Source organism: Streptomyces sp. SID5469, from assembly GCF_009862865.1.
In the GTDB taxonomy this organism is placed as follows: Bacteria; Actinomycetota; Actinomycetes; order Streptomycetales; family Streptomycetaceae; genus Streptomyces; species Streptomyces avermitilis.
This window is the reverse complement of sequence record NZ_WWIN01000001.1, coordinates 1,841,897-1,855,008: the sequence shown is the minus strand read 5'-3', so window position 1 is coordinate 1,855,008 and position 13,112 is coordinate 1,841,897. Positions and strand designations below refer to the sequence as shown.

General features: G+C 71.2%; 13 protein-coding genes. 5 read left to right on the top strand and 8 right to left on the bottom strand.

Annotation, left to right across the window (positions count from 1 at the left end; translation table 11 throughout):
• Positions 1-169 precede the first annotated feature (169 nt).
• Positions 170-1,312 (bottom strand): sialidase family protein, encoded by a 1,143-nt coding sequence (locus tag GTY58_RS08020; RefSeq protein ID WP_010982951.1) that lies wholly within the window; start codon positions 1,310-1,312, stop codon positions 170-172.
• A gap of 237 nt (positions 1,313-1,549) precedes the next feature.
• Here GTY58_RS08020 and GTY58_RS08015 point away from each other — a divergent pair, with 237 nt between their 5' ends.
• Together GTY58_RS08015 and GTY58_RS08010 are read left to right on the top strand one after the other, a co-directional pair.
• Positions 1,550-2,179, top strand: a complete 630-nt coding sequence (locus GTY58_RS08015) for a hypothetical protein (RefSeq protein WP_010982950.1) — start codon at positions 1,550-1,552, stop codon at positions 2,177-2,179.
• Positions 2,180-2,259: 80 nt separating this feature from the next.
• Positions 2,260-3,171 carry an adenosine kinase gene (locus GTY58_RS08010; protein WP_010982949.1) on the top strand — a complete coding sequence of 304 codons (912 nt, stop codon included), beginning with the start codon at positions 2,260-2,262 and terminating at the stop codon, positions 3,169-3,171.
• Between the two features lie 196 nt (positions 3,172-3,367).
• Here the strand turns inward: GTY58_RS08010 and GTY58_RS08005 are convergent, their stop codons facing one another.
• Positions 3,368-4,447 carry an NADH:flavin oxidoreductase/NADH oxidase gene (locus GTY58_RS08005; protein WP_010982948.1) on the bottom strand — a complete coding sequence of 360 codons (1,080 nt, stop codon included), beginning with the start codon at positions 4,445-4,447 and terminating at the stop codon, positions 3,368-3,370.
• A gap of 116 nt (positions 4,448-4,563) precedes the next feature.
• On the opposite strand from GTY58_RS08005, the gene GTY58_RS08000 reads away from it, so the two are divergent.
• Positions 4,564-4,923: a helix-turn-helix transcriptional regulator gene (locus tag GTY58_RS08000; RefSeq protein WP_010982947.1), complete on the top strand. Its 360-nt coding sequence runs from the start codon at positions 4,564-4,566 to the stop codon at positions 4,921-4,923.
• Here the strand turns inward: GTY58_RS08000 and GTY58_RS07995 are convergent.
• Positions 4,909-6,264, bottom strand: coding sequence for a nucleobase:cation symporter-2 family protein (locus GTY58_RS07995; protein WP_010982946.1), 1,356 nt, complete (start codon positions 6,262-6,264; stop codon positions 4,909-4,911). The two genes, GTY58_RS08000 and GTY58_RS07995, sit on opposite strands and share 15 nt — an antisense overlap.
• 125 nt (positions 6,265-6,389) lie before the next feature.
• Positions 6,390-7,736: an FAD-dependent oxidoreductase gene (locus GTY58_RS07990; RefSeq protein WP_010982945.1), complete on the bottom strand. Its 1,347-nt coding sequence runs from the start codon at positions 7,734-7,736 to the stop codon at positions 6,390-6,392.
• A 203-nt stretch (positions 7,737-7,939) separates the two neighbouring features.
• Between GTY58_RS07990 and GTY58_RS07985 the strand changes: the two genes are divergently transcribed.
• Positions 7,940-8,404, top strand: a complete 465-nt coding sequence (locus tag GTY58_RS07985; RefSeq protein ID WP_010982944.1) for a DUF6214 family protein — start codon at positions 7,940-7,942, stop codon at positions 8,402-8,404.
• 9 nt (positions 8,405-8,413) lie between these two features.
• On the opposite strand, the gene GTY58_RS07980 is transcribed toward GTY58_RS07985, so the two are convergent.
• Positions 8,414-9,052, bottom strand: a complete 639-nt coding sequence (locus tag GTY58_RS07980; protein ID WP_037645943.1) for a DUF305 domain-containing protein — start codon at positions 9,050-9,052, stop codon at positions 8,414-8,416.
• A gap of 146 nt (positions 9,053-9,198) precedes the next feature.
• Here GTY58_RS07980 and GTY58_RS07975 point away from each other — a divergent pair, with 146 nt between their 5' ends.
• A complete protein-coding gene (locus GTY58_RS07975; RefSeq protein ID WP_010982942.1) occupies positions 9,199-10,701 on the top strand; it encodes a hypothetical protein in 1,503 nt (500 codons plus the stop codon).
• Here the strand turns inward: GTY58_RS07975 and GTY58_RS07970 are convergent.
• The 3 genes from GTY58_RS07970 to GTY58_RS07960 form a co-directional block, all read right to left on the bottom strand.
• Entirely contained in the window at positions 10,689-11,408 is a 720-nt protein-coding gene (locus GTY58_RS07970) for a TetR/AcrR family transcriptional regulator (protein ID WP_010982941.1), read from the bottom strand. The two genes, GTY58_RS07975 and GTY58_RS07970, sit on opposite strands and share 13 nt — an antisense overlap.
• A gap of 158 nt (positions 11,409-11,566) precedes the next feature.
• On the bottom strand, positions 11,567-12,259 hold the full coding sequence (locus tag GTY58_RS07965; RefSeq protein ID WP_107083179.1) for an HAD-IA family hydrolase: 693 nt from the start codon (positions 12,257-12,259) through the stop codon (positions 11,567-11,569).
• 79 nt (positions 12,260-12,338) lie between these two features.
• Positions 12,339-13,022: a phosphatase PAP2 family protein gene (locus GTY58_RS07960; protein ID WP_010982939.1), complete on the bottom strand. Its 684-nt coding sequence runs from the start codon at positions 13,020-13,022 to the stop codon at positions 12,339-12,341.
• Positions 13,023-13,112: the final 90 nt, after the last annotated feature.

Below are 13,112 nucleotides of genomic sequence, written 5' to 3'. Positions count from 1 at the left end.
TGCCTGGTATTCACATGATCCATAACCTGACGGAATTCGACGGCCTGAAGTGCGGTTTTGTGGAGGAGACGACGCCGTCAGGCGGTGCGACTGTGACGGACGCCGCCCCTCCCGACGGCCCTCCGAGGCGATCGGTCCGCGACCGAAGGTGACCGGGGACTCGCCCGCCTCACCCGACCACCGCCGCGCGTACGCACAGCACGTCCGGCAGATGCGAGGCCAGTTGCCGCCAGCTGTCGCCGTCGTCCGCCGATGCGTACACCTCTCCGTTGCGATTGCCGAAGTACACGCCCGCCGGGTCCGCGTCGTCCGTGCACAGCGCGTCGCGCAGCACCGTGCCGTAGTGGTCCTCGTCCGGCAGCCCGGCCGTGAGCGGCTCCCAGCTTTCGCCCGCGTCCGCCGTGCGGAAGACACGGCATCGGCGGTCCGCCGGGACACGGTCCGCGTCCGCGTTGATCGGGAAGACGTACGCCGTGTCCCCGCGGTGCGGATGGGCGGCGGCCGCGAACCCGAACGTGGACGGCAGGCCCTCGCCGATGTCCGTCCAGTGGCCGCCCGCGTCGTCACTTCTGTACACCCCCCAGTGGTTCTGCAGATACAGCCGGTCCGGAGTCGCCGCGTCCTGTGCGATCTTGTGCACGCACTGTCCGAACTCCGGGTTCGGATCGGGCAGGAACACCGCGGAGACCCCGGAGTTGGACGGTGCCCAGCTCGCGCCGCCGTCGTGCGTGCGGAACACGCCGGCCGTGGAGACGGCCACCGTCACGGCGCTCGGGTCCCGCTTGTCGGTGATGACGGTGTGCAGGCCCTCGCCACCGCCGCCCGGCACCCATCTGTCGCGGGTGGGGTGCTCCCACAGGGGACGTACGAGCCGGAAGCTCTCGCCCCGGTCCTCGGAGCGGTACAGCGCGGCCGGTTCCGTACCCGCGTACACCACGTCCGGCTCGGCGGCCGCCGGGTGCAGCTGCCACACCCGCTCCAGCGAAGCGCCCGTGTCCTTGGGGAACTTGACGGCCGGCTGCGGTGGCTCGGTCCAGGTCCGGCCCAGGTCGTCGGAGTGGAAGACGGACGGGCCCCAGTGCGCGCTGTCCCCGCCGACCAGCAGCCGCGGCGCCTTGTCCCGGGTGTCGATGGCGACCGAGTACACGGCCTGCGCGTTGAAGTACGGGCTCTCGTCGAACTCCCAGGCGCCGCCCCGCCGCCGTCCGACGAAGAGCCCCTTGCGTGTGCCCACGGTGAGCAGTACCTCGGCCATGGCGGCCACCTCCGCAACAACGTTGTTCCAGATACGGGCCAGTCTGCACCCCACCACTGACAGTCACCTCCGGACGCGTCGTTCCGGGAGGTCAGGGCGGTGTTTCCGGCAGGCGGCGGGAGGGGGACGGGACGGCGTCGCGGCCCTCGAAAGAGCCCTTGCCGAACCGGCGGGACTGTCATCGGGCCCTTGCGGGCAGACGAGTTGACGGACATCACGTGAGCACGAGGGGGACGGCTCGCGTATGGGAGGGCGGTCCGGCGTGTCCGTGAGTTCGTGAGGAGGGTGCCATCGATGTCGGCATTCCGTGGTCCCCAGGCATGGAGGTCGCGATGGCGGCGCAAGCCCCTGGCGCGATGGCGGCGCAACCCCCTGTGGCGATGGCGGCGCAACCAGCTGCGGCGCCGCAGCGACGTGCTGGAGGCGTGGGTCCTGTTCTCGGCCTGGACCGTCACCGTGCTCTGCGGTGTGCTGACGGGGCTCGCGGCGGCACACTCCGTCGAGCAGGGCCTCGCCCGGGAACGCGCCGAGTGGCGCCCCGTCCGCGCCCTGGTCGCCGAGGACGCGCCCGAGTCGTCCGCCGCGGCCTCGTCCGGCGCCGACCGGGTGTGGGCGAAGGTCCGCTGGACCACGGCGAACGGTTCGACGCACTCCGGCCAGGCGCGCGTCGCCGCCGGCAGCGCCACGGGCACCCCGGTGACCGTGTGGACGGACCGCGACGGCCTTCTGGTGACCAAGCCCGTGCCCCCCTCCGAGGCGCAGGTGCGCGGCGTCACGGTCGGCCTTCTCGTGGGGGTCAGCGCGGCGGCCGGGCCGTTCGTGGGCGGGCGGCTGGTCCGGGGACGTCTGGAGCGGCGGCGGATGGAGCGGTGGGACGAGGACTGGGCACGGTTCGGGCCGATGTGGGGGCGTAAGACGGGCTGAGAGCGGATCCGGCGTTTTTGCCCGGGTAGGCTGCCCGTCGTGGATCTCGTGGTCCTGAACTCACCGGCTGGGGGAGCGCCTTGAGCAGTGAAATCGACGTCCTTGTCCTGGGAGGTGCCGGGGTCGACACGATCGTGCAGGTGCCCGAGCTGCCGCTCCCGTACGCGGACAGCTACATGGTGCCCGCGATCGAGACCCGGGCGGGGCAGACCGGCGACTTCGTGGCGGTCGGCGTGCATGCGCTGGGGCTGCGCACGCACCACATCGACATGATCGGGGACGACCGGGAGGGCGACCTGGTCCGCGCGCTCCACCGCGACCGGGGAATCGGACTCACCGAAGTGCCGCTGTCCGCGGGTACGAAGCGGGCGGTGAATCTCGTGGGCCCCGACGGGCGCCGCCTGTCGCTGTACGACGACAGCCGCGCACCGGACGAGGAGCGGCTGCCCCCGCCCACGGTGGCCGCCCTGGCCGCGGCGAGCCGGCACGCCCATGTGGCGATCACCCACCCCTGCGCGGACGCTCTTCCCACGCTGCGCGAGACGGGGGTGAGCATCTCCACCGATCTGCACAACTGGGACGGTGTCCAGGCGTATCACGAGGCGTTCGCCCACGAGGCCGACATCGTGTTCCTGTCGACCACCGCCCTGGCGAACCCGGAGAAGACCATGCGGCAGATCGCCGAGCGCGGCCGGGCCCGGGAGGTCGTCGCCACGGCGGGGGCCGAAGGGGCGTATCTGCTGGCCGACGGCGAGGTGACACACATCCCCACCGTCACACCCCCGGCCCCGGTGGTGGACTCCAACGGGGCGGGCGACGCCTTCGCCTCGGGCTACCTCTTCGGCCGGCTGGCGGGCGAGCCACCCAGGCGCTGCGCCCTGTACGGTTCGATCGCCGGAGCCTACGCCTGCACGGTACCGGCGACGAGGGCGGACGCCATCGGCCGGGAGCAACTGCTGGCCACGGCAGCGGAGTTGACGAACAGGCCGTAGCCCACGAGCACGGTGGCCGACGACCCCAGCCGTAACCGCACACCGCGCGGGACTCCTCGTCGGCGACCCGCCCCGGCCCCCCACCCGGCCGGCCGCCGCCGTCGAGCAGGGATCCCGGGCCGCCCGGGCATCGGCATCGGCGTCGGCGTCGGACGCGCGATGTCACGCCCGGGCGTCGGACGTCGGGCGCGCGACGTCAGACGGAGCGGTGGTACTGGGCGGGGACATGGACGTCGCCGCCCAGTTCCCGGGCCGCGAGCCGGGCGAACGACGGATTGCGCAGGAGTTCACGGCCCAGCAGGATCGCGTCCGCCTCCCCGTTGGCGAGGATCTTCTCGGCCTGCTCGGCGTCCGTGATGAGGCCGACGGCGGCCACCGGCAGGGAGGTTCCGGCCTTCACCCGGGCCGCGAAGGGGACCTGGTAGCCGGGCCCGGTCGGGATGCGTACACCCGAGGCGTTGCCGCCCGTCGAGACGTCGAGGAGGTCCACGCCGTGCGCCTGGAGCTCGGCCGCGAAGCGGACCGTGTCGTCGGCGGTCCAGCCGCCCTCGTCCAGCCAGTCGGTGGCCGAGACGCGGAAGAACAGCGGCTTCCCGGCCGGCCACACCTCCCGTACGGCGTCGACGACCTCGAGGGCGAAGCGGACGCGGTTCTCGTACGAGCCGCCGTACTCGTCGGTGCGGCGGTTGGAGTGCGGGGAGAGGAACTCGTTGATCAGGTAGCCGTGGGCGCCGTGGATCTCGGCGATCTCGAAACCGGCCGCCAGGGCGCGCCGCGCCGCGTCCGCGAACTGGCCGACGATCTGCCGGATCTCGGCGACCGACAGTTCGGTCGGCACCGGGTGCCTCTCGTCGAACGCGACCGGGCTCGGTCCGAGCGGCTGCCAGCCGTGCTCGTCGGCGGCGAGCGGCGCGCCGCCCTTCCAGGGGCGGTCCGTGGAGGCCTTCCGGCCGCCGTGTGCGAGCTGGATCGCGGGCACCGTGCCCTGGGCCGCGAGGAAGCGGGTGATCCGGCGGAACGCCTCGACCTGGGTGTCGTTCCAGATGCCGAGGTCGTACGGGCTGATGCGGCCCTCGGGCGAGACGGCGGTCGCCTCGACGACGATCAGGCCCGTGCCGCCGGTGGCGCGCGCCGCGTAGTGCGCGAAGTGCCAGTCGTGCGGGGCGCCGGCCGCAGGGCCCTGTGGCGCCGCGGAGTACTGACACATCGGGGCCATCCACACCCGGTTGGGGATGGTCAGATCGCGCAGGCTGTAGGGCTCGAAGAGCGCGCTCACAGCGGACTCCCTTCATCGCGGGACGGTGTACCGGCTCGTACGGTAGGCATCGTAGTACGGGAGATGTCAAACTACGAGGGTTCTCGTACAATGGGGTTCCGACCATTGGAGCCGCCGTGACGACCGCCGCCCCGACCGCACGCAGTCGCGCCCTCGCGCACCCCGCCCGCGAGGAGATCCGCCTGGAAGCCGTGCTGCACGCGCTGTCCGACCCGATGCGGCTCCAGATCGTGCGAGAGCTCGCCGCCGATGGCGACGAGCTCTCCTGTTCGCACTTCGACCTGCCGGTCACCAAGTCCACCACCACGCACCACTTCCGGGTGCTGCGCGAGAGCGGAGTGATCCGGCAGATCTACCGGGGCACGGCCAAGATGAGCGGCCTGCGCAAGGACGACCTGGACGCGCTGTTCCCCGGCCTCCTCGACAGCGTCCTCACCGCGTGCGCCCACCAGGCCGACCGGCTAGGCGGTGCCTGAGGCCTCGTCGGGCTCGGCGGCCTTCGCGGGCGAACCGGCCTTCCCCGGAAGGTGGTTGAAGAGCAGATTCAATACGATCGCAGTCAGGCAGCCGGCACTGATGCCGCTGTTCATGACGGTCTGGAACCAGTCCGGGAACTGCGCGTAGATCGTCGGCACCCCCACCGGCAGCATCCCCACCGCCACCGAAACGGCCACCACCGTGAGGTTGTCGTTGTCCTTGAAGTCGACCCGCGCCAGCGTCTTCAGCCCGCTCGCGGCGACCGTTCCGAACATCACCAGGCCCGCGCCGCCCAGGACCGGCGCCGGTATCGCCGCGACCACCGCGCCCAGCTTGGGCAGCAGGCCCAGCAGCACCAGCATGCCGCCCGCGGCGGCGACGACCCAGCGGCTGCGCACCCGGGTCATGCCCACCAGGCCCACGTTCTGCGCGTACGCCGTGTACGGGAAGGTGTTGAAGACACCGCCGAGGACGGTGGACAGGCCGTCGGCCCGCAGCCCGTCGGCGAGCATACGCGGCTCGACCCCGCGGTCCGTCATCTCGCCGACCGCGATGAGGTCACCGGTGGTCTCGGTCATCGTCACCAGCGCGACCACCAGCATCGACGCGATCGCGGAGGCGTGGAAGGTGGGCGTACCGAAGTGGAAGGGCGTGCTGATGCCGAGCCAGTCGGCGTCGCCGACCCCGCCGAAGTCGGTGAAGCCGAACGGCACCGCGACCGCGAGCCCCACCACGATGCCGATCAGTACGGCGATCCGGCTCAGGAACGCCGGCGCGAACCGCTGCACGCCCAGCACCACCAGCAGCACGAATCCGGCGAGCGCCAGGTTCTTCGGCTCACCGAAGCCCTTCGCCCCCTGGCCGCCCGCGGCCCAGTTGCCCGCGACCGGCAGCAGCGAGACGCCGATGATCAGGATCACCGTGCCGGTGACGAGCGGCGGGAAGAACCGCAGCAGCTTCCCGAAGACCGGAGCGAGGAGCGCGATCGCGAGGCCCGCGACGATCACGGAACCGTAGATCGCGGGCAGTCCGCCGCCCGTCGTGCCGATGAGCACCATCGGCGACACGGCGGCGAAGGTGCAGCCCTGCATGATCGGCAGCCGTACCCCGAAGCGCCAGAAACCCACGCACTGGATGAGCGTCGCGATCCCGCACACCAGCAGGTCGGCGGTGATCAGATAAGCCAGGTCCGCGGCCGACAGCTTCATCGCGCTGCCCACGATCAGCGGAACGGCCACCGCGCCCGCGTACATCGCGAGAACATGCTGGAGCCCGAAGGCGGCCAACTGGCGTATGGGCGGGACCTCGTCGACGGGATGCACGGATGCGGTCGTTGCCATGGGCACTCCAGGAGCGGCGGGCGGGAACGATGGGGACAGCACGAGACCGTAAGGGTCTTGAACAGTTTGTTGATTTCCGGATTGTTGCCGGAGTGTGTCCCGGTCGACGCCCCTGCAAACACCTGCTAGTGCGCCGCGGTCCCCGCAGCTGCCGCCCGAAGTGCCGCCCAGTCGGGAAGCTTGACCACGTTCCGCCCCAGTGATGCGCCCAGCTCCGCCTCGGCGCGCTCGATGGCCTGCCACCCCGCCCACTCGACCGGTCGCAGCCCCTCCGCACGCAGCACCGCCATGGGATCGTCCGGCACCTCCCGCCGTACGAGAACGGGGGCGTCCGCGAGCAGCGAGGTCACCGTCTCCTTGGCGCAGGGCCGGTTGGTGCCGATCACGCCGGTCGGACCGCGCTTGATCCACCCCGCCACGTACTCGCCCGGGGAGACCGCTCCGTCGCGCAGCACGCGCCCCGCGAGATGCGGCACCGTGCCCTGCTCCGCGTCGAACGGCAGCCCCTCCAGCGGCACCCCGCGATAGCCCACGGACCGCAGCACGAGCTGCGCCTCGATGTCCTCGTACTGCCCGGTGCCCGCCACCCCGCCGCGCCCGTCCGGCGCCGTCCGCTCGAAACGCACCGCACCCACGTGCCCGCCGCCGTCGAGCAGTTCGACGGGCCGCAGGAAGAACCGCGGCCGGATACGACGCGGAGCGCCCTTCGGCGGCGCCTCGGCCCATGCCCGCAGCACCTCCACATTGCGGCGCTGGGCGGCGGGCAGCCCGGAAGGATCGGCGTACGCCGGATCGAGCGCCAGCTCCCGCTGGTCCACGACGACATCGGTGTCCGGCAGCGCGCCCAGCTCGCGCAGCTCCTTGGTGGTGAAGCGGGCCTGCGACGGACCGCGCCGTCCGACCATGTGGATGTCGGTGACCCGGCTGGCGGCCAGTGCCGTGAGCGCCGCCTGGGGCATGTCGGTGGGGCTCAGCTCGCTCGGTCCGCGAGCCAGAATCCGGGTGACGTCCACCGCCACGTTCCCGACGCCGATCACCACGGCCGACCGCGCCCCGCGTACGAAGCCGTCGGCGACGGAGTCCGGGTGGGCGCTGTACCAGGACACGAACTCGGTCGCCGACCAGCTCCCGGGCAGTTCCTCGCCCGGGATGCCCAGATGGCGGTCGGTGGCGGCGCCCACGCAGTAGACGACCGCGTGGTACAGCTCCCGCAGCCGGGTGGCCGGCACCCCGTCCGGGCCGATCCGGACGCCGCCGAGGAAACGCACCCGCTCATGTTCGAGGACCGTCCGCAGATTGTTCTGCAGGGACTTGATCTTTTCGTGGTCGGGCGCCACCCCGTAGCGCACCAGGCCGTACGGGCACGGCAGTCGGTCCAGGACGTCGACGCGCACCCCGGAGTCCTGCTGGACGAGGCCCTGGGCGGTGTAGACCCCGCTCGGCCCCGAACCTACGACGGCGACATGCAGCACGGCGGGACTCCCTGCTTCGGCGGAGGTCGCTGATGGCTCCAGGATCGCACCGCGGACGCCCCGAAGGGAGGGGGAAGGTGTGGGCCTGTCGTGTATCTGCTCTGCGTGCCGATTCGCATTGAATGTGATCATTTGCTTACGTTGCGTATGTGCTGGAAGAATCCTTTCTCAATCTTTCTGATCGCGATCGACCGGACGGCGCGGTGTCCGTTCGGCGCGCGTGGGAGGTGCGGGAGCACGAGGTCACCACGTCCTGGTTCGACGTCTGCCTGGCCTTCGCCGACGGGGCCCGGGTCGACGTCCTCGCGGTGCTGGCCGAGGGGGGTGTCTTCGTCGAGGACGTACGCGCCCAGCCGCCGCTGTCGCTCGACGACCTGACGGCACTGGCTGACTGGATCGAGGGCCCGCTGTTCGAGGCCTGCGGCGGGGAGCCCGGGCCGTCGGGCGAGCCGGAGGAGGCGTCGTCGCGCCATGCCCGGCCGGCCTGGCCGCGCGGCATCGAGGGGCGGCGCCTCGTCGCCGAGGAGTATCTCGCCGCCCAGGGCGAGGGGATCGACCCGGTGCTCGCGGTGATGTGCGCGACCGGGCACAGCCGCCGCAGGGCGCTCAGGCTGATCGCCGGGGCGCGTGACGCGGGATTCCTGACACCACGTCACGTCCGGCGCTGAGCGTGGCTGTCATGGCAGGTCGCGCATCCGGCCGAGCTCGCTGGTCTGCTGCGCGATCACATCGTCGGCCATCTCCTCGATCTGGATGTTGTTGCCCTGCGACTTCACCTCGGTGGCCATGGTGATCGCCCCGTCGTGATGCGTGATCATGAGCGTCAGGAACAGCTCGTCGAATGCCCGGCCCTTCGCCGCCCGCAACGTCTTCAGCTGTGCGGCGCTCGCCATGCCGGGCATCGTGTCGTGTGCGTGCGAGGTGCTCTTCCGCTCGCCGCCGTGCGACTTCAACCAGGCTTCCATGGAGGCGATTTCGGGCCCCTGCGCGGCCGCGATCCGCTCGGCCAGTCGTTTCACCTTGCCCGACTCGGCCCGCTTCGGGGCGAGTTCGGTCATCTCCAGGGCCTGGGTGTGGTGCTCGATCATCATGCGTGCGTAGGAGAAGTCCGCCGTGTTGGGGGAGTCGTCGTCGGTCCGCCGCTTCGCGGCGTCCTCGGCGGAGAGCGTCTCGTTCGCGTCTCCGGGCTTGCCGGGCACGATCACCGAAGGGCCGCTCGCCGCACCGGACTTGACGTCCGTGGGGGAATCCGATCCGGAGTCGCATCCCGAGAGCGCGAGCGCCACGACGGCCAGTGACACCGTGGCCCAAGTCATTTGGCGGACACGGCTGTTGAGGGCGCGAGAGGGATCAGGAACGTTTGTGACGAGTACGTTGCCACCTGTTGATCTCCGCATGGGAGAGACGATACTTCGGAGGTCCGTGAACCGTTCCAGTGTGAACGGCAACCAGGGAGGACGCAGTGACCCTGTTGAACGAACCCCGAAGGCGGCGCAGATCCACGGGAGTTGCCGCCGCCGCGGCGGGACTCCTGGCCGCGTTGCTCACGGCAGGCCCGGCGGCCGCCACCCCCGACCCCGGGGACGGCGCCGTGACGCAGAAGGAGGTCTCCCGGAGCGCACAGGCTCAGGTCAGGGCGGCGATGTCCGACGGCGAGATACCCGGCCAGGACGAGGTCGTCCACTCCGACAACATCGAACACGTCGCCAACATCCCCAAGGAGGCTTTCACCGGCTTCAACTCGGACCTGGCCTTCCAGGGCAAGTACGCGTTCGCCGGCAACTACGACGGCTTCCGCATCTTCGACATCAGCAACCCGAGGGCCCCCAGGACGGTCGCCCAGGTGCTGTGCCCCGGCTCGCAGAACGACATCTCCGTCTCGGGCGACCTCCTCTTCCTGTCCACCGACTCCTCGCGCAGCGACAGCTCCTGCAACAGCACCACACAGCCCGCGACCGAGAAGTCCTCCTGGGAGGGCATGAAGGTCTTCGACATCAGCGACAAGGCGAACCCGAAGTACGTCGCCGCAGTCGAGACCGCCTGCGGTTCGCACACGCACGCGCTGGTGCCGGAACGCAGGAACGTCTACGTCTACGTGTCCTCGTACTCGCCGAACGCCGCCTTCCCCGACTGCCAGCCGCCGCACGACGGCATCTCGGTCATCAAGGTGCCGCGCAAGGCGCCGGAGAAGGCGGCCGTCGTCAGCTTCCCGGTGCTGTTCCCGGGTGAGGGCCAGGACGGCGGGGGCAACCCCGGCTCGCCCACCAACCCCGGCGTCGCCAAAACCACCGGCTGCCACGACATCACCGTCCTGCCCTCGAAGGACCTCGCGGCGGGCGCCTGCATGGGCGACGGCATCCTGTTCTCCATCAAGGATCCGGAGCACCCGAAGGTCCTCGACCAGGTCGAGGACAACGTCAACTTCGCGTTCTGGCACTCGGCCACCTTCAACCAGAAGGCCAACAAGGTCGTGTTCACCGATGAGTTGGGCGGCGGTGGCGCGGCCACCTGCAACGCGACGGTCGGGCCGAACCGCGGAGCCGACGGCATCTACGACATCGTCGGCAAGGGCGAGAAGCGCAAGCTCGTCTTCAAGAGCTACTACAAGATCCCCCGCCACCAGGCGGACACCGAGAACTGCGTGGCCCACAACGGCTCGCTGATCCCGGTCAAGGGCAAGGACCTCATGGTCCAGGCGTGGTACCAGGGCGGGGTCTCGGTCTGGGACTTCACCGACTCGGCCCACCCCGAGGAGATCGCCTACTTCGAGCGCGGTCCGCTGTCCACCGGGACGCTCTCGGTCGGCGGCTCGTGGTCCGCGTACTACTACAACGGTTACATCTACTCGAACGACATCGCCAAGGGCTTCGACGTCCTGAAGATCACCGACCGGCGGACCGACCCCGCGAAGCGGGTCCGTCTGCGTGAGCTCAACGTCCAGACGCAGCCGGACTACTTCGACTGACGCGTCCCGGGGACGGAGTCCGGCGGCTTCGGCCGGCCCTCGTCCTCACCGGCTCGGCTCTCCGTCGCGAAAAAGCGCGACAGATCCGTGCCGCACGTCCCGTCGGCCCCCTCCGGGGCCGGCGGGGCGCCTGTCTCCCAGTCGAGGCCGTACCGCTTGAACAACTCGGCCCGCAGCACGGGCAGGGGCATCGGAGCCCCCGGCACCAGGGCCGCGTAGACCGCGCCCATCAGCAGGGCGCGCAGCATCGGATAGTCGGTGGCGGCGTCCGGCGAGCCGCGACGGGCGACCGTCTCGCGCAGCAGTTCCGCCAGCCGCCGCTGCTCAGGACACTGCATGAAGCCCTCGGCTTGCAGGATGCCCGCCATGTGCTGGCGCATCAGCACGGGCTGGTCCCGGGCGAGGCCCAGGATCGCGTCGATGGCCCGCGCCATCCGCTCCCTGCCGTCCTCGGTACGCGGCTCACGGTCCAGCGCCTCCTGAAGCGTGCGGTGCATCAACCGGTGCACGGCGGACTGGACGAGCTGTCGTTTGCCGGGGAAGTAGTACGACACCAGCCCCCGTGCCGAGCCCGCCCGGTCAGCGATGTCGCCGAGCGTCGTCGCCTCGTAGCCACGCTCGCTCACCAGCTCCACGGCCGCCTGCAGAAGCCGTTCCCGGGAACGCCGGCGCAACTCTTCATTGACCGAGGCGCTGCGCGGGGACATCCTGTAACTCCTGCGTTGACTGGCTGCCAGCCAACTATACTCAGCGCATCCGGACCCGGCCTCGTGCGGGTCGGTTCCGGCGGTTGCCGTCTGCCCTGGGCGTCGCGGGGGAGCGTCCAGGGCGGTCGTGCACGGACGGAGCACTGGCCGCAGGTGCCCTAGCCGACCAGTTCCAGTACCGGCCGGAGGCCGTCCGGGCGTTCCGGGGCCGGGAGATGGTCCACGAAGTGCACTCCGCAGCCCAGGGCCGCCGCGCCGCCGTCCGCGCGGCGGTCGTCGCCGACCATCAGCGTGTCCTGCGGGGCGACGCCGAGCGCCTCGCAGGCGAGGGCGAACAGGCGGGTGTCCGGTTTCTGGATGCCGTGCTTGTACGACAGGACGTACGCGCCCACGTGCGGGGCGAGGCCATGCGCACGGAAGACCGGCCGCAGATCCCAGCCGATGTTGCTGACCACCCCCACGGCGACCCCGCGCTCGCGCAGTGCGCCGAGCACCTCGGCCGCGTCGGGGTAGGGGGACCACGCCGCCGGGGCCATGTGGCGGTCGTACAGCGCGTCGTGGAGGCGTGGATCCGGGAGCGGCACCTGACGGGCGATGCCGGTGTACGCGGCCCGGTGCTGGGCGGCGCTGCGGTCACGGACCTCCCACAGCTCGGCGAGGCGGGCGGGCAGCGGCTGGGACGGGAGCGCCCCGCCGGGCAGCGCGCCCACCGACTCCAGTTCCTCGGCGGTCCGGATCAACTCCGGTTCCGGCAGGGGGACTTCGGCCGCGGTGAGCGCCGCGCGCAGCCAGGACTCGGTGGACTCGATACGGAAGAGCGTTCCGGAGAAGTCGAAGAGCACACCTTTGATCGCCATACAGGTGATCCTTCGTCACACGATCCAATCGGGTCAAGCGGGTCACACCATCCAAGCGGGCGGGTCAAGCGGGTCAAGCGGGCCCTGAGCCGTGCCACCGCCCGTACGACGCCATCGCGCCCGCCACCACCAGCGCCCCGAGCAGCCAGCCGCCGAGCACGTCCGACGGCCAGTGCACACCCAGCCATACGCGGGTCAGACCGACTCCCACGACGGAGACCGCCGCCAGCGCGACGCCCGTACGCCACAGTGCGCGCCCGGCGCCGTACAGGCGCAGCAGCCACAGGAGCAGCCCGCACACCACCGTGGCCGTCATGGCGTGGCCCGAGGGGAAGGCCGTGTAGTGGGCCGAGTCCACGGGATCAGGCCACACGGGACGGGCACGGTCGACCGCGGCCTTGAGGACCTGTTGCAGCAGCGTGCCCAGCGCGCACGCGGCCGCCACCCACAGCGCGAGCCGCCACGCGGAGTGCCGCCACACCAGCCACACGACGGCCGCCGCACACGCGAGCCGCATCGTCAGCGGGTCCCACACCCAGTCCGTCAGGATGCGGAAGGCGTGGGTGACACCGGGTTCGTCCACGGCCCAGCGGTGTGTGGCGCGCGAGATGTCGCCGTCGAGGGCGATGAGCGGTTGCCAGGGGAGGGCGACCAGCAGGACGACCAGCGCGGACGCGGCGGCGAGCACCACCACGGCGCGCGCGGCGGCCCGGGGACGGGGCGGTCGGGGCGGCGAGCCGACGGGCGGGGAGTGCATGGAGTGATCCTCTCCGACCCGGGGGACCGGAGGCGAACGAGGATCGCGGGACCGGAGGATCGCCGTCGTTCGGCACGGGCGGACCGGTGG

Coding starts and splice junctions, on each gene's coding strand:
- GTY58_RS08015 (WP_010982950.1), top strand. CDS start 1,550: ATGTCGGCATTCCGTGGTCCCCAGGCATGGAGGTCGCGATGGCGGCGC.
- GTY58_RS07995 (WP_010982946.1), bottom strand. CDS start 6,264: ATGGCAACGACCGCATCCGTGCATCCCGTCGACGAGGTCCCGCCCATA.
- GTY58_RS07980 (WP_037645943.1), bottom strand. CDS start 9,052: ATGACTTGGGCCACGGTGTCACTGGCCGTCGTGGCGCTCGCGCTCTCG.
- GTY58_RS07970 (WP_010982941.1), bottom strand. CDS start 11,408: ATGTCCCCGCGCAGCGCCTCGGTCAATGAAGAGTTGCGCCGGCGTTCC.
- GTY58_RS07960 (WP_010982939.1), bottom strand. CDS start 13,022: ATGCACTCCCCGCCCGTCGGCTCGCCGCCCCGACCGCCCCGTCCCCGG.